The organism is Nocardioides marinisabuli, from assembly GCF_013466785.1.
Taxonomy (GTDB): Bacteria; Actinomycetota; Actinomycetes; order Propionibacteriales; family Nocardioidaceae; genus Nocardioides; species Nocardioides marinisabuli.
Map to the genome: position 1 here is coordinate 3,583,052 of NZ_CP059163.1, position 16,875 is coordinate 3,599,926.

The following is a 16,875-nucleotide window of genomic DNA, read 5'->3' on the forward strand; positions in this document are numbered from 1 at the left end:
TCGCCGTGAGCCGCATGATCAGACCGCCCAGCTCGGTGCTGCTGCTGGTGGGGCGCGAGGACTTCGCCCCGCCGACCTCCTTCGGGGGCGCGCCCTGCGTCGCGACCAGCGACTGCGTCGCGGTCGCCGTGCGCAGCGTCGACGACGGCCCGACCCTGGCCGAGCTCACCGACGACGCGTCGCGCGACGGGCTCGCGGACCTGGTGCGGCTGGGCTCGTTCGAGATCGAGTCCGAGGGACTGCTGGTGCTGCGCGACATCTACAGCAGGGAGTACGAGACCGTGGGCGTCGAGGCGGGCAGGGTGCGGGTCGACGTGCTGGGCGACGACGACTCCGAGCCGGGCCACGTGGTGCTCGTGGTCGGCGGTGCGCCCCCAGGGGTGAGACGCCCCGACCTACGATCGCCGGCATGAGCGATGCGGTCGTGACCCACCAGCCCGAGCAGCAGCGCTACGTCGCCTCCCTCGACGGGGTCGAGGCCGGCGTGGCGCAGTACGAGCTCGCCGACGACCCGGCCCGGGTCGTGTTCACCCACACCGTGGTCGGCGACGAGTTCGGCGGCGACGGGGTCGGCTCGGCCCTGGCCCGCGAGGCCCTCGACGACGTGCGCGCAGCGGGGGAGCGGTCGGTGGTGGCGCAGTGCTCCTTCATCGCCGGCTGGATCGAGAAGCACCCGGAGTACGAGGACCTCCTCGTCCGCTGAGCGTCAACAGCCGTCCACAGATTGCTCCACAGGCGGTGGATCGCCTGTGCAGACACGCGGGGGCCCATGCACAGATCGGCTCCTGGTCGCGCGGGTCCCCACGAACCTGTCGAACACGCTTGTGGGTGACCAGGGGCGGTCCTAGGCTCGCCCGCAACCCGGACCTGGTCGCCTGAGCCGACAGGGCGTCGTGCCGTCGCGAGCGGGGCCGGTGGAGGAGCAGCAGATGAGCGATGGTGGGATGTCCCCGGGGACCGGAGCAGGTCACGGCGGCACCAGTGCACCCGCGGTGCCACCGCTGGTCCGGACCCCGACCCAGCCGCCCGCCCCCGATCCCGGAGACGATCTGTCCGTGAGCGACCCCCTGCCCTTCGAGCGCCCGGCGCGCCGGGACGCCGGCACCTCGGTCCTCGGCCCCACCGGCCGGCCGATGCCGGACTTCCCCGAGCCCCGCCCGGTCACCGAGCACGGCAAGGCCCGGGTCGTGGCGATGTGCAACCAGAAGGGCGGCGTCGGCAAGACGACGACGACCATCAACCTGGGCGCCTCGCTCGCCGAGTACGGCCGCAAGGTGCTGCTGGTCGACTTCGACCCCCAGGGCTCGCTGTCGGTCGGCCTCGGGCTGAACCCGCACGAGATGGACCTGTCGGTCTACAACCTGCTGATGGAGCGCGACGTCACCCTCGACGACGTCGTCGTGCCCTCGGGCGTGCCCGGGATGGACCTGCTGCCCTCCAACATCGACCTCTCGGCCGCCGAGGTGCAGCTGGTGCACGAGGTGGCCCGCGAGCAGACGCTGCAGCGCGTCCTCGCCCCAGCGCTCGAGCAGTACGACGTCGTGCTGATCGACTGCCAGCCCTCGCTGGGCCTGCTCACCGTCAACGCCCTCACCGCCTCCCACGGCGTCATCGTGCCCCTGGAGTGCGAGTACTTCGCCCTGCGCGGTGTCGCGCTGCTCAAGACCACCATCGACAAGGTCCGTGAGCGGCTCAACCCCGGCCTCGAGATCGACGGCGTGCTCGGCACCATGTTCGACGGGCGCACGCTGCACTCGCGCGAGGTCATGGACCGCCTGGTCCAGGCGTGGGGCGACAAGGTCTTCCACACCGTCATCCGCCGCACGGTGAAGTTCTCCGACTCGACCGTGGCCGGCGAGCCGATCACCAGCTACGCCTCGTCCTCGGCCGGCGCCGAGTCCTACCGGCAGCTGTCGCGGGAGGTGCTGGGCCGTTGGCTCGACGAGTGAGCATGCCGACGGCGGACGACCTGTTCCGCCCCACGGCACCGAGCGGGACGAGGCAGCGCGACGAGACCGGGCAGCGCGACGACGCGGCAGCGCAGCCGGCACCGGCCCCGCCCGCCGCGCCGGCGAGGCCCGCGCGGCCCAGCGGCCGGGTGCGCCACGACGAGAAGATGACCGTCTACATCACCTCCGAGGAGCTGCTGGCGGTCGAGCAGGCCCGGCTGTCGCTGCGCAGCGGCCACGGGCTGGCCGTCGACCGCGGCCGCCTGGTGCGTGAGGCGCTGGCGCTGGCGCTGGCCGACCTCGAGGCGCACGGCGAGGACAGCGCGCTCGTACGCCGTCTCACCGAGGGGTGAGCGTGGCCGCCGGCTCGGGCGTGGAGGCCGAGGAGGGCTCCGCGAGCCCGGCCTTCGCGGTGCGGCTCGACAACTTCGAGGGTCCCTTCGACCTGCTGCTCAACCTGATCGCCAAGCACAAGCTCGACATCACCGAGGTCTCGCTCTCCAAGGTCACCGACGAGTTCATCGCCCACGTCAAGGCGCTGCGCACCGCGCCGGTGCCTGCCTCGGGCACCGGGCGTGACGCCGCCCTCGATCTCGAGCAGACCACGTCGTTCCTGCTGGTGGCCTCGACGCTGCTCGACCTCAAGGCCGCACGCCTGCTGCCTCAGGGCGACGTCGAGGACGAGGAGGACCTGGCGCTGCTCGAGGCCCGCGACCTGCTCTTCGCCCGGCTCATCCAGTACCGCGCCTACAAGCAGGTCGCGGCCGTGGTCGAGCAGCGCCTGCTCGACGAGGCGCGCCGCTACCCCCGCGCGGTGGGCCTGGAGGAGCGGTTCGCCTCGCTGCTGCCCGAGGTGCTGATCGGCATCGGCCTGGAGCAGTTCGCAGCGTTGGCCGCCAGGGCGATGGCGCCCAAGCCGGTCGTCGAGGTCTCGCTGCAGCACATCCACGCCGCCCGGGTCTCGGTGCGCGAGCAGGCCGCGATCGTGGTGGAGCGGCTGCGTCGCGCCGGCACCACCACCTTCGCCGCGCTGTGCCGCGACTCCCCGGACACGCTGACCACCGTGGCCCGCTTCCTCTCGCTGCTGGAGCTCTTCCGCGAGGGGGTCCTGGTCTTCGACCAGGTCACCCCGCTCGGTGTGCTGACCCTGCGCTGGACCGGGGACGACGACACCGAGGCCGAGGCCCTGGTCACCGACGAGTTCGAGGGCGCCCCGCCCGCTCCCACCGACACCCCCGAGGAGGGCCTCGCGTGAGCGACACCCTGATCGACCCGCCCGCCGACGGGCCCACCGAACGGCCGCTGCCGCTGCGCCCGGCGCTGGAGGCCGTGCTGATGGTCGCCGACCAGCCGCTCGACTCGGTGGCCCTGGCCACCGCGGTCGGGCACCCCGTCGAGGACGTCGTGGCCGCCCTGCAGACCCTGGCCGAGCAGTACGACGAGCAGGACCGGGGCTTCGAGCTGCGCCACGTCGCGGGCGGCTGGCGCTACTACACCCGCGAGGCCTACGCGCCCGCGGTGGAGAAGTTCGTGCTGGAGGGCCAGCAGGCCCGGCTGACCCAGGCCGCGCTCGAGACGCTGGCCGTGGTGGCCTACCAGCAGCCGGTCTCGCGGGCCCGGGTCTCGGCGGTGCGCGGCGTGAACGTCGACGGCGTGATGCGCACCCTGCTGACCCGCGGCCTGGTCGAGGAGGCCGGCCAGGACGTCGGCACCGGCGCCCACCTCTACCGCACCACCGGCTACTTCCTGGAGCGGATCGGGGTCAGCTCGCTCGACGAGCTGCCCGAGCTGGCGCCGTACCTGCCGGACATGGAGGATCTGGAGGACGAGCTCGAGCGCGTCGGCGGGTTCCAGACCCGCCCTGACGAGCAGCCCGGTGACCAGCCGGGCGCCGCCACCCCGACCGAGGAGACCCCGTGACCCGCCCCCCGCACGACCGCCCCGCCCCCCTCGGCGAGGACGACGGCCGCGAGATCCCGCTCGACGACGAGGGCCAGGTGCGGCTGCAGAAGCTGCTCGCCCAGTCGGGTGTCGCCTCGCGGCGCAAGTGCGAGGAGCTGATGCTCGACGGGCTGGTCGAGGTCGACGGTGAGGTGGTGACCCGCCTGGGCACCAAGGTCGACCCGCGCACCGCCGTGGTGCGCGTCGAGGGCCACCGGCTGCCGCCGATGAGCCCCCACGTCTACCTGGTGCTCAACAAGCCCCGCGGGGTGGTCTCGACCATGTCGGACCCCGAGGGACGCCGCACCCTGGGCGACGTGGTGGCCGACCGCCCCGAGCGGCTCTTCCACGTGGGGCGGCTCGACACCGACACCTCCGGGCTGATCCTGCTCACCAACGACGGCGACTTCGCCCACCGCATGGCCCACCCGTCGTACGAGGTCGACAAGACCTACGTCGCGGAGGTCGAGGGCCAGGTGCACCGCGGCACCATCAAGAAGCTGCTGGCCGGGGTCGAGCTCGAGGACGGGCCGGTGACGGTGAGCAGGGCCCGCCTGGTCGAGGGCAGCCACGGCCGCACCGACCGCGAGCGCAGCATCGTCGAGCTGGTCATCCACGAGGGGCGCAACCGGATCGTGCGGCGCCTGCTCGACCACGTCGGGCACCCGGTGCGCCGCCTGACCCGCACCGAGCTGGGCCCGGTGCGCCTGGGCGGCCTGGCGCCGGGGGAGATGCGTGAGCTGACCCGCACCGAGCTGGGCAGCCTGCTGGACAGGGCGCAGCTGTGAGCGCGCGGCCCCGATAGCCTGGCCCCTGGCCGGCAGCAGCCGGCCCCAGGGCACGACGAGGCAGATGGAGGAGCAGACGTGGCGGTGCGAGCGGTCCGGGGCGCGACCCAGCTCGAGGAGGACTCGCGAGACCACATGCTCGAGCGGGTCGCGGAGATGGTGCTCGACGTGATGGCCTCCAACGGGCTCGAGGTCGACGACTTCATCTCGGTGATCTTCACCGCGACCTCCGACCTGGTCGCGGAGTTCCCGGCGTACGCCGCCCGGCGCCTGGGCTTCGGCGAGGTGCCGCTGATCTGCGCGCGCGAGCTCGAGATCGAGCGCTCGATGCCGCGGGTGGTGCGGATGATGGCGCACGTGGAGACCGACCTGCCGCGCTCCGACATCACGCACAGCTACCTGCACGGCGCCGCGGCGCTGCGCAGCGACCTGACCCGCGTGCGCTCGGTCCCCGACACCGATGCCTGAGGCCGGCACCGGGTCCCTGGTGGGCCCGGTCGAGGTGGTCGGCACCGGCCTGGTCGGCACCTCGGTGGCCCTGGCCTGCGCCCGCGCCGGGATCGAGGTGCTGCTCAGCGACCACAACGACGAGCACGTGCGCACCGCCAGCGGCCTGGGAGCCGGGCGGGTGCGGCGCGCCGACGACCGGCCGCAGCTGGTGGTCGTCGCGGTGCCGCCCGACGTGCTGGGCCCGGTCATCACCGCGGCGCTGACGGCCTCGGAGGCGGTCGTCACCGACGTCGGCAGCATCAAGGCGCGCCCGCTGGCGCAGGTGCTCGAGCACCCCGAGGCGGCGGCGCACGCCGCCCGCTACGTGGGCAGCCACCCGATGGCCGGCAGCGAGCACTCCGGGCCGCTGGCGGCGAGCCCGACCCTCTTCGAGGGCCGGCCGTGGGCGATCACCCCGCACCGCGACGCCGACGTGGCGGCCGTGGAGCTGGTGGAGGACCTGGTGCGCCTGGTCGGGGCGGTGCCGGCGTGGCTGACCCCCGAGGAGCACGACCGGGCGGTGGCGCGGATCTCGCACGTGCCGCACCTGGTCTCCTCGCTGGTGGCGGGCCGGCTGGCCGGTGCCCCCGACAACCACCTCTCGCTCTCGGGGCAGGGGGTGCGCGACGTGACCCGGGTCGCGGCCGGCGACCCGCGGCTCTACGGCCAGATCGTGGCCGGCAACGCGCCCGCCGTGGGCGAGCTGCTGCGCGAGCTGCGCCGCGACCTCGACGCGATGATCGAGGCGATCGCCGGCGACGAGCGCGCGGCCCTCGAGCAGCTGCTGGAGACCGGCGTGGCGGGCACCCGGGCGATCCCCGGCAAGCACGGCGCCCCCGCGACGGCCATGGTCTCGGTCTTCGTCACGGTGCCCGACCACCCCGGCGAGCTGGCCCGGCTGCTGGCCGACGCGGTGGCCAGCGAGGTCAACGTGGAGGACATCCGCATCGACCACGACACCAGCCGTCCCACCGGTCTCGTCGAGCTCGTGGTGGCCGAGCAGAGCGGGGAACGGCTGCTGGTGTCGCTGGAATCCCGCGGCTGGGTGACGCACCGGTAGGCTGCGGGCCCGTGAGCACCAAGCCCTCCGACCCCGACCCGACGCGCACGACCGGCATCGTGGTGGCCGTCGACGGCACCTCCGGCTCCGGGAAGTCCAGCACCTGCCGCGGCGTGGCCGTCCGGCTGGGGCTGCGCTACCTCGACACCGGGGCGATGTACCGCGCGATGACCTGGTGGATGCTCGAGCAGGGCGTCGACGTGCACGACCCGGCCGCGGTCGCCGCCCGCAGCGGCGAACCGGTCATCGACTCCGGCACCGACCCGGCCGGCCCGACCATCCACGTGGACGGCCACGACGTCGGCGCCGCGATCCGCACCGAGCAGGTCACCGGCTCGGTCTCGCCGGTCTCCACGGTGCCCGAGGTGCGCACCCGCCTGGTCGAGCTGCAGCGCGCCGAGATCGCCGCGGCGCTCGAGGGCGCCGGCATCGTCGTCGAGGGCCGTGACATCGGCTCGGTGGTCGCCCCCGAGGCGCCGGTCAAGCTCTACCTGACCGCCGACCCCGCCGCGCGGCGCGGCGGCGCGCGGCGGAGGAGGGCGGCACCGACGTGGCCGCCGTCGAGAAGTCGCTGCGCGGGCGCGACGAGATCGACTCCGGGCGGGCGGTCTCGCCGCTCACGATGGCCGAGGGCGCGGTGCACCTCGACACCACGCCGTACACGCTCGAGGAGGTCGTCGACCTGGTCGTCGGTCTCGTCGAGGCGGTGGAGGCGCACGCGTGAGCGCCGCGCAGGCGCCCCGCTCGCGCAGCACGCACCACGACCTGCCGCGCACCGCCGAGGTGCCGCACCCGCCCCGGCTGATGCTCCACGGGCTGCGACCGCTGGCCCGCTGGCTGATCCGGCGGCGCTACCGGGTCGAGGTGCTGGGCGCCGAGCACGTGCCCGCGCAGGGCCCGGTGGTGCTGGCGGCCAACCACATCGGCGTCATCGACGGCCCGCTGCTGGCGATCTACGCGCCGCGGCCGGTGCACGCGCTGACCAAGTCGGAGATGTTCGCCGGGCGGCTGGGGCGTTTCCTGCACTACTCCGGCCAGGTGCCGCTCGACCGGTTCCGCACCGACGTGGCCGCGGCCCGCAGCTGCCTGCGGGTGCTGCGCGACGACGGCGTGATCGGGATCTTCCCCGAGGGACGACGCGGCCCCGGGGACCTGCAGCGATTCCACCGCGGGACGGCGTACTTCGCGCTGGCGGCGGGCGCGACGGTGGTGCCGGTCTCGTTCCTGGGCACCCGTGAGCCCGGCGGGCGCAGCAGCTCGCTGCCGGCCCGGGGCGCGCCGATGCACGTCGTCTTCGGTCGACCCGTCACCATCGACTCCGTGGCCTTCCCGCGCACGAAGGAACAAGTGGAGGCCACCTCACAGTTGTTGTGGGAGCACATGACGCGCGAGCTGGACGCCGCGCTGGCCCTCACGGGCCGCGAGCTGCCGGGCCCCCTGCCCGCAGGAGACCTCGAACCCGACCCCGCCACCGGGGTCACCGATCTAGGAGCACCATGACCGAGCACGCCGACGACACCCCCACCGAGGGCCCGCTCGTCGACGGCCCCCTGCCCGTCCTGGCCATCATCGGCCGGCCCAACGTGGGCAAGTCGACGCTGGTGAACCGGTTCATCGGCCGGCGCGAGGCGGTCGTCGAGGACGTCCCCGGCGTCACCCGTGACCGCGTGTCGTACGACGCGCACTGGAACGGCCGGGCCTTCACCGTCGTCGACACCGGCGGCTGGGACCCCGACGCGCGTGGCCTGGCCGAGCGGATCGCGGCCCAGGCCGAGATCGCCATCTCGCTGGCCGACGCGGTGCTCTTCGTGGTCGACGCGACCGTCGGCATCACCGACGCCGACGAGGCCGTGGTGCGGATCCTGCGCAAGTCGGGCAAGCCCGTCGTGCTGGCGGCCAACAAGGTCGACGACGAGCGCACCGAGGCCGAGGCCTACGGGCTGTGGAACCTCGGTCTCGGCGAGCCGTTCGTGGTCTCGGCGCTGCACGGGCGCGGGTCGGGCGACCTGCTCGACGCCGTGCTGGCCGCGCTGCCCGAGCCGCCGCCCGAGCGTGACGCCGAGGTCGGCGGGCCGCGCCGCATCGCGATCGTCGGCAAGCCCAACGTCGGCAAGTCTTCTCTGCTCAACCGGTTGGCGGGGGAGGAGCGCGTGGTCGTCGACAACGTCGCCGGCACCACCGTCGACCCGGTCGACGAGCTGATCTCGCTCGGCGGGCGCGACTGGCGCTTCATCGACACCGCGGGCATCCGCAAGCGGGTCAAGGAGGCCTCGGGCCACGAGTACTACGCCTCCCTGCGCACCTCGATCGCCATCGACCGCGCCGAGGTGGCGGTGCTGGTGCTCGACGCCGGCCTGTCGATCTCCGAGCAGGACGTGCGGATCCTCCAGACGGTCCGTGAGGCCGGCCGTGCGCTGGTCATCGCCTTCAACAAGTGGGACCTCGTCGACGAGGAGCGCCGCCACTACCTCGAGCGCGAGATCGAGCGCGAGCTGGTGCAGGTGCAGTGGGCCCCGCGCATCAACGTCACCGCCCGCACCGGCTGGCACGTCGACCGGCTCGTGCCGGCGCTCGACAAGGCGCTGGACGGCTGGGAGACCCGCGTGCCGACCGGTGCGCTCAACGCGTTCCTGGGACGCCTGGTCGCCGAGCACCCGCACCCGGTGCGCAGCGGCAAGCAGCCCAAGATCCTCTTCGGCACCCAGCCCTCGACGGCCCCGCCGACCTTCGTGCTGTTCACCTCGGGCAAGCTCGACGACGGCTACGAGCGCTACATCGAGCGGCGCCTGCGCGAGGAGTTCGGCTTCGTCGGCACCCCGATCGTGATCAACCAGCGGGTGCGCGAGAAGCGCAAGCGCTGAGCGACCGACCCGCCCGGGGTGCCGATGCCGGACCTCGGGTGGGGCTGTTGTAGTGTTCACGCGTCGCGAGGCGCTGCAGTGCAGCGGATCGCGCAGTTCGGGCTGTGGCGCAGCTTGGTAGCGCACTTGACTGGGGGTCAAGGGGTCGCAGGTTCAAATCCTGTCAGCCCGACCGAACGAGAACGGCGTCTGAGTGGCGGAACCGCCACCCGGGCGCCGTTCTCTCGTCAGCCAGGCCGCACCGGCGCTGCCGAACGGCTGGCGTCCGGGTGAGCGCTGCACCTAGGTCGAGCGGACCGCCCCTGAGGCTCGGCGTCGTTGTCGGTGGTCGCGTCTAGGGTCGAAGACATGACCTCGAGCGACGCCCTCCCCGCCACCGCGGGTGAGTGTGTCGCGATGCTGGAGGAGCTCGAGTCCATCAAGGCCCACCTCGCCGCACGCCAGGTGCGGTTGACCGCGCACCTCGACGACCTCCAGGCCGACGCCAGTGACCGGTCGGTGGGTGCGCAGGTCGCGCTCGCACGCCACGAGTCACCGCACCGCGGTGCCCGGCTGCGCGCGATGGCCTGCACCCTGGTCGACGACCTGCCCCACGTCCTCGCCGCCCTCGATGACGGGCTGATCAACGAGCACCGTGCCGAGATCCTCGCCACCGAGGCCGACCACGTCCACTCCGCGCTGCGCCCCGCCTTCGACACCGCCCTCGGTGACCTCCTCGCCACCGGCGCACCCCTGGGGGACCGGGCGCTACGCCTCGCCGCGCAGCGGATCGCGATCCGCCTCGACGACCACGCCGCAGCCCGGCGCCGCGAACGCGCCCACCGCAACCGCCACCTCACCTACCAGCGACGCGAGGACGGCACCGCCCAGATCACCGCGATCATCTCCGATGTCCAGGCCGCCGCGGTCATGCAGTCCCTGCACCAACGCGCCACCCAGCTCAAGGCCCAACCCGACGAGGACCGCACCCACTCCCAGATCATCGCCGACCTGTTCGTGGCCCGCCTGACCGGCCAGATCACCGCCACCCACACCCCCATCGCCCTCAACATCGTGATCTCCGCCGAAGCACTCCTCGGCGACGGCTCCGACGCCGACGAGCCGGCCGAGGTCGTCCCCATGTACGGCGGCGCCGGCGGACCCATCCCCGCCTCCGTGGCCCGCAACCTCCTCACCTGCGCCCCCGAGATGGGCACCCGGGTACGCCGCCTCTTCGCCGACACCGACCAGCTCGTCGCCATGGAATCCACCAGCCGGACCTTCGACGGGCTGCTGCGCCAGTTCATCACCCTGCGCGACCGCACCTGCCGCACCCCGTGGTGCAACGCCCCCATCCGCCACCACGACCACATCACCCCCGACCACGCCGGCGGCCCCACCAGCACCCTCAACGGCCAAGGCCTCTGCGCAGCCTGCAACCAGCTCAAGGAAGAACCCGGCTGGCACCACAAAGTGCTGCACCACTACGACCTCGACCCCCACGACGTCGAGATCACCTCACCCGCCGGCCAGACCACCCACTCCCGCGCCCCCGACCCACCCGGGCTCATCCCACCCCAACCCACCTGGGTCCTGGAATCACCAGGCCACTGGGTCCTCACCGCATGAACCCGTCCGGGGGCGACGGCTGACCGTCGCGCGATCCCGCCGACAGGACCAGGTCCACCGGCCGGGCGCGGACCCCGCGGCCCCGGATCGAAGGGTCGTCTCACGGTCTCTGCAACTTACTTGCCTGCTGTCCAGTAAGTAAGTACGGTGAGCGTGGTCACTCCGTGTGACCGCGACCACTACCGGAGCCCGAGCAGACAGGACCGCAATGACTGACGACCCAGGGGACGTGATCCTCACCGAGCGCAGGCTCGACGGACAGGCGCTGTTGATCACCATCAACCGGGAGCACCGCCGCAACGCGTTCGACGGAGCGACCGCGCGGGCCCTCGAAGCCGTCATCGACGAGTACGACGCAGACGACTCGCTGCGAGTCGCCGTCATCACCGGCGCGGGTCCGACCTTCTCGGCCGGTCAGGACCTGAAGGCCGCCGCTGTCGGTGACATGGGCGCGAGCGAGCGTCGTGGTGGCTTCGGAGTGATGGGCCAGCCGCCGGCGAAGCCGCTCATCGCCGCGGTCGAGGGGGACGCCCTCGCCGGCGGGATGGAGCTGTGCCTGGCGTGCGACCTGGTCGTCGCCACCGAGGCGACGCGCATGGGCATCCCGGAGGCGGCCAAGGCGCTGGTCGCGATCGGCGGTGGGCTGTTCCGGCTGCCCCGCAAGATCCCCTTCAACGTCGCCATGGAGCTCGCGCTGACCGGCAAGCCGCTGCCTGCCTCGGAGTTCCACCGGATGGGACTGGTCAACCGGCTCGTGCCGGTCGGTCAGGCGGTCGAGGCCGCCCTCGAGCTCGCGGCGGACATCGTCGCTGCCGGGCCCGTGGCCGTGCGGGCCAGCAAGGCGATCGTCCGGCACAGCTTCGAGTGGGCTGACGAGGACGCCTGGCACAAGCAGATGGAGTTCGCGCAGGCGGTGCTCGACTCCGAGGACAAGAACGAAGGAATCAGCGCGTTCATCGAGAAGCGCGCCCCCCAATGGAAAGGCCGCTGACATGCTGACCGACCCCACCCTGACCAGCTCGATGCTCGACGGCAAGGTCGCCATCGTGACCGGTGCCGGCAACGGCATCGGCCGCGCGACGGCCGAGGCGCTCGCCGCCAACGGTGCTCGTGTCGTCGTCGTCGACATCGACGCGGACCTGGCGAAGGAGGTGGCCGCCGAGATCGGGAACGGCGCCACCACGTTCGCCGCCGACCTGACCGACCCTGCCGTGCCCGACGAGCTCGTCGCGCAGGCCGCCAGCGGGGGCGGCATCGACATCATCGTCAACAGCGCGGGCTACTTCTGGGACGCCCCGATCCACCGCATGACCGACGAGCAGTTCCAGGCGATGCTCGACATCCACCTGCTGGTGCCGTTCCGGATCCTGCGCGCCGCGGCGCCGTACTTCCGCGACGCCGGGCGAGCGGAGGCGAAGGAGGGCGTGACCCGGCACCGCAAGGTCGTCAACGTGACCTCCCTCGCCGCGAGCTTCGGCAACCCCGGTGCCGGCAACTACGCGGCCGCGAAGGCGGGCCTCGTCGGCCTCACCAAGACGTTGGCCGCCGAGTGGGGCCCCTCCAACGTCAACGTCAACGCCGTGGCGTTCGGCGTGATCCAGACCCGGTTCGGTGCACCCCAGTCCGCGCAGCAGAAGATCACCGTCGACGGTCGCGAGATCCCCATCGGCGTCCCCGACAAGACGCTGCGCGCCATGGGGTTCGACCCCGAGGAGGAGCGCGACCTGTTCGCGCCGAGGCCGGTCCAGGGCTCCCTGCTCGGGCGGACCGGAACCATCCAGGAAGCCGCCGACTCGATCCTCTGGCTCGCTTCCCCCCTGTCCGACTTCGTGACCGGCCAGGTCATCCCTGTCAGCGGCGGTTCCCGCGGCGGACTCTCCTGAGAACGAGGAGCACCACATGTCTATCGAACTGACCCCGTCCCCGGCCTACGCCCCGCGCGACGACCTGGACGCCATCGCCGCCCACGAGGGTGAGCGCACCCTCACGTGGCGGGAGTGGAACCGACAGGCCGACCGCCTCGCCTCCTCGCTCGCACGCCGCGGGGTGCAGGCCGGCGACCGGGTGGCGGTGCGCCTGCACACGCGCCTGGAGTGGCTGGTCATCTCCCTGGCACTGTCCAAGCTCGACGCGGCGATCGTCGCCGTCAACTACCGGCTCTCGCCGCCGGAAGCCCTCTACATCGCCAGCGACTGCGAGGTCACCGCGGCCATCATCGACGACGTCGACCCGTCCGAGCTCGTCGACGCCTGGGCCGACCTGGGGCTGAAGGTCGTGGTCTCGGTCGACGTCGACTCGCCCGGCACCGAGCTGCTCTCCGACCTGATCGAGGCCGGCGCCGAGGAGGACCGCCCGGCGCTCCGCCTGGCCAAGATCGTCATCTACTCCTCGGGGACCACCGGCGCACCCAAGGGCGCTCCGATGGGCGAGTACATCAACGAGGTCGACGACGCCGTCCGTCTCGAGTACGCCATGTCGGTGATGTTCGACGGCGCGGCCGGCGGCCCGGGTGGTGCGACCCTCATCAACCTCCCGATGCACCACGGAGCCGGACCCTCCTACTCGGAGTTCGCCCTGGCGACCGGCAACCAGGTCGTCTTCCAGCGCCGCTTCGACGCCGAGGACGTCCTGCGCCTGATCGAGCGTCACCGGATCACCAACTGGATCGCGGTGCCGACGATGCTGCAGCGGGTGCTGCGACTGCCCGCCGGTGTCCTGGCGCAGTACGACCTGGACTCGCTGCGCTTCATCCTCGGCGGGGCGGCGCCCTTCAGCAGCGAGCTGAAGCAGGACGCGGCACGTCTCTTCGGTGACGTGATCTTCGAGATCTACGGCGCCACCGAGGCAGGGATGATCGCCGGCGCCACCCCGGAGCTGCTGAGCCGGAAGCCGACCGCCACGGGTGTGCCCTTCCGCCACGTCGAGGTGCAGATCCTCGACGAGGCGGGGAACGTCCTGGGCCCGGGCCAGACCGGCGAGATCACCGTCCGGACCCCCAACATCATCCCCGGCTACATCGGCAGGGGACCGCTCGGCCCGGACAAGCTCACCGAGCACGGCTTCTACCGCACGGGCGACGTGGGACACCTCGACGAGGACGGGGTGCTCTTCATCTACGACCGGCTCTCGGACATGATCATCGCCGGTGGCGTGAACATCTACCCGGCCGAGAGCGAGGCCGTGATCGGGACGCATCCCTCGGTCGCGCACGTCGCGGTGATCGGCGTCCCCGATCCCGACCACGGGGAGCAGCCCCTGGCCTTCGTGCAGACGGTCCCCGGGGCGAGCCTGACCACCGACGAGGTCCTCGCCTTCTGCGAGGGCAAGCTCGCGAAGTACAAGTGGCCGCGCGCGGTCGAGTTCGTCGACGAGCTCCCGATGAACTCGATGGGCAAGGTCCTCAAGCGGGTGCTCCGCGAGCGCGGGGCCAGCACATCAGGGGTCTCGGCATGAGCCCGACGGCGGCCGAACCGAGCCTGTACGAGGTCGACGACGACGGCGCCCCGACGCTGTTCGGGCTGCGCGACTCCAGCGGAGCGGTCTCCTACCCGTTCCAGGAGCACGGCTCCGAGTCCACCGGCGACCACGGCGACAGCGTGGAGCGGGTGGCCCTGGCCGGCACCGGCACCGTCACCTCCGTGGTCCAGGTCAACGTCCACCCCGACCCGTCGGTCGAGACGCCGTACCGGCTCGCGTCGATCGTCCTCGACGAGGGGCCGCTCGTCCGTTCGGTGGTCACCGGCGAGGCGGAGGTCGCGATCGGGGACCGCGTGCGTGCGGTGACCGTCGGTCGCGAGGAGGCCGCGGGCCCCGTCGCCGAGCTCCGCTTCGCCCGCATGCACGAGGAGAACGCCTGATGGGGAAGAAGACCCTGCGCGACCACCGACCGGTCTACGTCGCAGGCGTCGGCTGGCACCCCTACCAGAAGCCGAGCCGCACGCCGTACGTGCAGCTCGGACTCACGGCGGTGCGCGAGGCGCTCGGCGACTCCGGTCTCGAGTGGCGCCACGTCGACAGCGCCTACACCGCGACCGCCATGCTCGGGATGGCCGCGGGACGCCCCCTGTACAAGCACCTCGGGGCGACGGGGCTGCCCATGGTCCAGGTCGAGAACGCCTCCGCCTCCGGGTCGACGGCCTTCCGGCTGGCCTGCCACGACGTCGCCGCGGGCACGAGCGACGTGTCGGTGGTGCTGGGCGTCGACAAGATGACCGGTCCCGGCCGGGTGCCCAGCCCCACCAGGGTGCCGAGCCTGGCCGAGAAGTACGTGCCCCCGATGGCGCACTTCGCTCTCCTGGCCGCGGAGTACATGCACACCTACGGTGCGACACCCGAGCAGCTGGCCGCGGTCGCGGTGAAGAACTACCAGAACGCGGCGCTCAACCCGAACGCCCAGCGCCCCCGGGCCCGCACCCTCGAGGAGGTGCTGGCCGGACCGGCGCTGGCCGGGGACCTGACGAGGCTCCAGTGCTGTCCCGTGGGTGAGGGAGCGGCCGCGGTGGTCGTCGTCTCCGAGGACGCCATCGACGAGCTGGGGCTCGACCGCGCCCGCTGCGTGCGCGTGGTGGCCTCGGTGCTGAGGAGCGAGGAGCTCTACGGAGCGAAGAGCTTCGACGCCGAGCTCACGCGGGTGACCACCGAGCTGGCCTACGAGCAGGCCGGGGTGGGTCCCGACGACCTGGACCTCGTGGAGCTGCACGACGCGTTCACGATCGAGGAGCTGCAGTACGTCGAGGCGATGGGTCTGGTCGGCGAGGGCAAGGCTGCGGCCGCGCTCGAGGCCGGCCACTTCGACCGCGGCGGGCGCGTCGCGGTCAGCACCTCGGGCGGCCTGCTCGGGTCGGGACACCCGATCGGTCCGACCGGGGTCGGTCAGGTCGGCGAGATCACCATGCAGATCCGCGGCGAGGCCGGGGCGCGCCAGCACGAAGGGGCGCGCACGGGCCTGGCCCACATGGTGGGTCTGGGCGCGGTCTGCGCCGTCCACATCCTCCAGGCGTCGGAGCCGCAGGCATGAAGCGCGACCTCTACGAGCAGGAGCACGAGGACTTCCGCGCCAGCGCCGCCGGCTTCGTCCGCACGGCGGTCGCACCCCACTGGGAGCAGTGGGAGGAGGATGGGATCATCGACCGCGCCGCCTGGACGGCGGCCGGTCGGCTCGGGCTGCTCGGGGTGGCCGTCCCCGAGGAGCTGGGCGGCGGCGGGGTCGCCGACTTCCGCTACCGGACGGTCCTGATCGAGGAGCTGTGCGCGATCGGCGCCAACTCCTTCAACGCGAGCCTCAGCGTCCAGGACGACCTGGTCATGCCCTACCTGGTGGACCTCGGCACCGACGAGCAGCGCACGACGTGGTTGCCGCAGCTGTGCCGCGGGGAGGCGATCGGCGCCCTGGCGCTGACCGAGCCGGGCGCTGGCAGCGACCTGCGGGGGATCCGCACCACCGCACGCCGCTCCGGGAGCGGGTGGAGGCTGGACGGCGCGAAGACGTTCATCACGAACGGCTACCTGGCGGACGTGGTCGTGGTGCTGGCTCGGGTCGAGCCGGCCGTCGACGCCGGTGCCTACGCGCTCTTCGTCGTGCCCGCCGATCGGCCGGGCTTCGGGCGCGGCAGGAAGCTGGACAAGCTGGGACTGCGGGCGAACGACACGGCCGAGCTGGTCTTCGACGATGTGGCGCTGCGAGACGAGGACCTGCTCGGGATCGAGGGCCGTGGTCTTGCGCACGTCATGGAGCGGCTTCCCCGCGAGCGCATGTCGATCGCGGCGACCTCGGCAGCAGCATCGGCCGCCGCCCTGGACTGGACCCGGAGGTACTGCTTCGAGAGGTCGGCGTTCGGGCGGCCCATCGGCGACTTCCAGGCGACCCGGTTCACCCTGGCGGAGATCGAGACCGACGTGGACGCCGCCACGTCGCTGCTCGACCGCGCGATCGGCCTGCTCGACGCCGGGGAGCTCACCGCTGTCGACGCCGCGAAGGTCAAGTACTGGATCAGCGACCTCCACCAGCGGGTCGTCGACCGGTGCCTGCAGCTGCACGGCGGCTACGGGTACATGCGTGAGTACCCGATCGCCCGCTCCTACGCGGACGCGCGCATCCAGCCCATCTACGGCGGGACGAACGAGATCATGAAGGACATCATCGGTCGCGACATCGCCGCCCGCGCGGCGAGCCGGTGACG

18 protein-coding genes, 1 tRNA gene and 1 pseudogene are annotated in these 16,875 nt (G+C 72.6%); all 20 read left to right on the forward strand.

Going from position 1 to position 16,875, the window contains the following annotated elements:
• Positions 1-5 precede the first annotated feature (5 nt).
• The 20 genes and pseudogenes from H0S66_RS17205 to H0S66_RS17300 all read left to right on the forward strand — a co-directional run bounded on the left by H0S66_RS17205 (position 6) and on the right by H0S66_RS17300 (position 16,873).
• The gene (locus H0S66_RS17205) at positions 6-413 is read left to right on the forward strand and encodes a hypothetical protein (RefSeq protein WP_179616453.1); all 408 of its coding nucleotides are present in this window, start codon (positions 6-8) and stop codon (positions 411-413) included.
• Positions 410-703 carry a GNAT family N-acetyltransferase gene (locus H0S66_RS17210; protein WP_179616454.1) on the forward strand — a complete coding sequence of 98 codons (294 nt, stop codon included), beginning with the start codon at positions 410-412 and terminating at the stop codon, positions 701-703. The genes H0S66_RS17205 and H0S66_RS17210 overlap by 4 nt, the downstream gene beginning before the upstream one ends.
• Before the next feature lie 346 nt (positions 704-1,049).
• Positions 1,050-1,949 carry a ParA family protein gene (locus H0S66_RS17215; protein ID WP_430540751.1) on the forward strand — a complete coding sequence of 300 codons (900 nt, stop codon included), beginning with the start codon at positions 1,050-1,052 and terminating at the stop codon, positions 1,947-1,949.
• Complete coding sequence (locus H0S66_RS17220) at positions 1,934-2,302, forward strand: hypothetical protein (RefSeq protein WP_218876361.1); 369 nt, start codon at positions 1,934-1,936, stop codon at positions 2,300-2,302. The genes H0S66_RS17215 and H0S66_RS17220 overlap by 16 nt, the downstream gene beginning before the upstream one ends.
• Entirely contained in the window at positions 2,299-3,204 is a 906-nt protein-coding gene (locus H0S66_RS17225) for a segregation and condensation protein A (protein ID WP_179616456.1), read from the forward strand. Before H0S66_RS17220 ends, H0S66_RS17225 begins: the two co-directional genes overlap by 4 nt.
• A gap of 80 nt (positions 3,205-3,284) precedes the next feature.
• On the forward strand, positions 3,285-3,869 hold the full coding sequence (gene scpB, locus H0S66_RS17230; protein ID WP_179617491.1) for an SMC-Scp complex subunit ScpB: 585 nt from the start codon (positions 3,285-3,287) through the stop codon (positions 3,867-3,869).
• 53 nt (positions 3,870-3,922) lie between these two features.
• On the forward strand, positions 3,923-4,678 hold the full coding sequence (locus H0S66_RS17235; protein ID WP_179617492.1) for a pseudouridine synthase: 756 nt from the start codon (positions 3,923-3,925) through the stop codon (positions 4,676-4,678).
• Positions 4,679-4,756: 78 nt separating this feature from the next.
• Positions 4,757-5,146, forward strand: coding sequence for a chorismate mutase (gene aroH / locus H0S66_RS17240; protein WP_179616457.1), 390 nt, complete (start codon positions 4,757-4,759; stop codon positions 5,144-5,146).
• Positions 5,139-6,227 (forward strand): prephenate dehydrogenase, encoded by a 1,089-nt coding sequence (locus H0S66_RS17245; RefSeq protein ID WP_179616458.1) that lies wholly within the window; start codon positions 5,139-5,141, stop codon positions 6,225-6,227. The genes aroH and H0S66_RS17245 overlap by 8 nt, the downstream gene beginning before the upstream one ends.
• A gap of 113 nt (positions 6,228-6,340) precedes the next feature.
• Positions 6,341-6,951 (forward strand): annotated as a pseudogene (gene cmk, locus H0S66_RS17250) ((d)CMP kinase).
• Positions 6,948-7,727, forward strand: coding sequence for a lysophospholipid acyltransferase family protein (locus tag H0S66_RS17255; protein WP_258016965.1), 780 nt, complete (start codon positions 6,948-6,950; stop codon positions 7,725-7,727). Before cmk ends, H0S66_RS17255 begins: the two are co-directional and overlap by 4 nt.
• Positions 7,724-9,088 (forward strand): ribosome biogenesis GTPase Der, encoded by a 1,365-nt coding sequence (gene der, locus H0S66_RS17260; protein ID WP_179616459.1) that lies wholly within the window; start codon positions 7,724-7,726, stop codon positions 9,086-9,088. The genes H0S66_RS17255 and der overlap by 4 nt, the downstream gene beginning before the upstream one ends.
• 98 nt (positions 9,089-9,186) lie before the next feature.
• A tRNA-Pro gene (locus tag H0S66_RS17265) sits at positions 9,187-9,260 on the forward strand.
• Positions 9,261-9,436: 176 nt separating this feature from the next.
• Positions 9,437-10,696 carry an HNH endonuclease gene (locus tag H0S66_RS17270; RefSeq protein ID WP_179616460.1) on the forward strand — a complete coding sequence of 420 codons (1,260 nt, stop codon included), beginning with the start codon at positions 9,437-9,439 and terminating at the stop codon, positions 10,694-10,696.
• Between the two features lie 229 nt (positions 10,697-10,925).
• Complete coding sequence (locus tag H0S66_RS17275; protein WP_258016966.1) at positions 10,926-11,687, forward strand: crotonase/enoyl-CoA hydratase family protein; 762 nt, start codon at positions 10,926-10,928, stop codon at positions 11,685-11,687.
• 1 nt (position 11,688) lies between these two features.
• Positions 11,689-12,579 carry an SDR family NAD(P)-dependent oxidoreductase gene (locus H0S66_RS17280; RefSeq protein ID WP_179616461.1) on the forward strand — a complete coding sequence of 297 codons (891 nt, stop codon included), beginning with the start codon at positions 11,689-11,691 and terminating at the stop codon, positions 12,577-12,579.
• 16 nt (positions 12,580-12,595) lie between these two features.
• On the forward strand, positions 12,596-14,149 hold the full coding sequence (locus tag H0S66_RS17285) for a class I adenylate-forming enzyme family protein (RefSeq protein ID WP_179616462.1): 1,554 nt from the start codon (positions 12,596-12,598) through the stop codon (positions 14,147-14,149).
• Positions 14,146-14,553, forward strand: coding sequence for a Zn-ribbon domain-containing OB-fold protein (locus H0S66_RS17290; RefSeq protein WP_179616463.1), 408 nt, complete (start codon positions 14,146-14,148; stop codon positions 14,551-14,553). Before H0S66_RS17285 ends, H0S66_RS17290 begins: the two co-directional genes overlap by 4 nt.
• Entirely contained in the window at positions 14,553-15,713 is a 1,161-nt protein-coding gene (locus tag H0S66_RS17295) for a thiolase family protein (protein WP_179616464.1), read from the forward strand. The genes H0S66_RS17290 and H0S66_RS17295 overlap by 1 nt, the downstream gene beginning before the upstream one ends.
• Entirely contained in the window at positions 15,710-16,873 is a 1,164-nt protein-coding gene (locus H0S66_RS17300; protein ID WP_179616465.1) for an acyl-CoA dehydrogenase family protein, read from the forward strand. The genes H0S66_RS17295 and H0S66_RS17300 overlap by 4 nt, the downstream gene beginning before the upstream one ends.
• The last annotated feature ends 2 nt before the right edge of the window (positions 16,874-16,875 follow it).

What these genes read in the sequence shown, in the direction of transcription:
- H0S66_RS17210 (WP_179616454.1), top strand. Translation starts at nt 410, where the DNA reads ATGAGCGATGCGGTCGTGACCCACCAGCCCGAGCAGCAGCGCTACGTC.
- scpB (WP_179617491.1), top strand. Translation starts at nt 3,285, where the DNA reads ATGGTCGCCGACCAGCCGCTCGACTCGGTGGCCCTGGCCACCGCGGTC.
- H0S66_RS17245 (WP_179616458.1), top strand. Translation starts at nt 5,139, where the DNA reads ATGCCTGAGGCCGGCACCGGGTCCCTGGTGGGCCCGGTCGAGGTGGTC.
- der (WP_179616459.1), top strand. Translation starts at nt 7,724, where the DNA reads ATGACCGAGCACGCCGACGACACCCCCACCGAGGGCCCGCTCGTCGAC.
- H0S66_RS17270 (WP_179616460.1), top strand. Translation starts at nt 9,437, where the DNA reads ATGACCTCGAGCGACGCCCTCCCCGCCACCGCGGGTGAGTGTGTCGCG.
- H0S66_RS17280 (WP_179616461.1), top strand. Translation starts at nt 11,689, where the DNA reads ATGCTGACCGACCCCACCCTGACCAGCTCGATGCTCGACGGCAAGGTC.
- H0S66_RS17285 (WP_179616462.1), top strand. Translation starts at nt 12,596, where the DNA reads ATGTCTATCGAACTGACCCCGTCCCCGGCCTACGCCCCGCGCGACGAC.
- H0S66_RS17290 (WP_179616463.1), top strand. Translation starts at nt 14,146, where the DNA reads ATGAGCCCGACGGCGGCCGAACCGAGCCTGTACGAGGTCGACGACGAC.
- H0S66_RS17295 (WP_179616464.1), top strand. Translation starts at nt 14,553, where the DNA reads ATGGGGAAGAAGACCCTGCGCGACCACCGACCGGTCTACGTCGCAGGC.
- H0S66_RS17300 (WP_179616465.1), top strand. Translation starts at nt 15,710, where the DNA reads ATGAAGCGCGACCTCTACGAGCAGGAGCACGAGGACTTCCGCGCCAGC.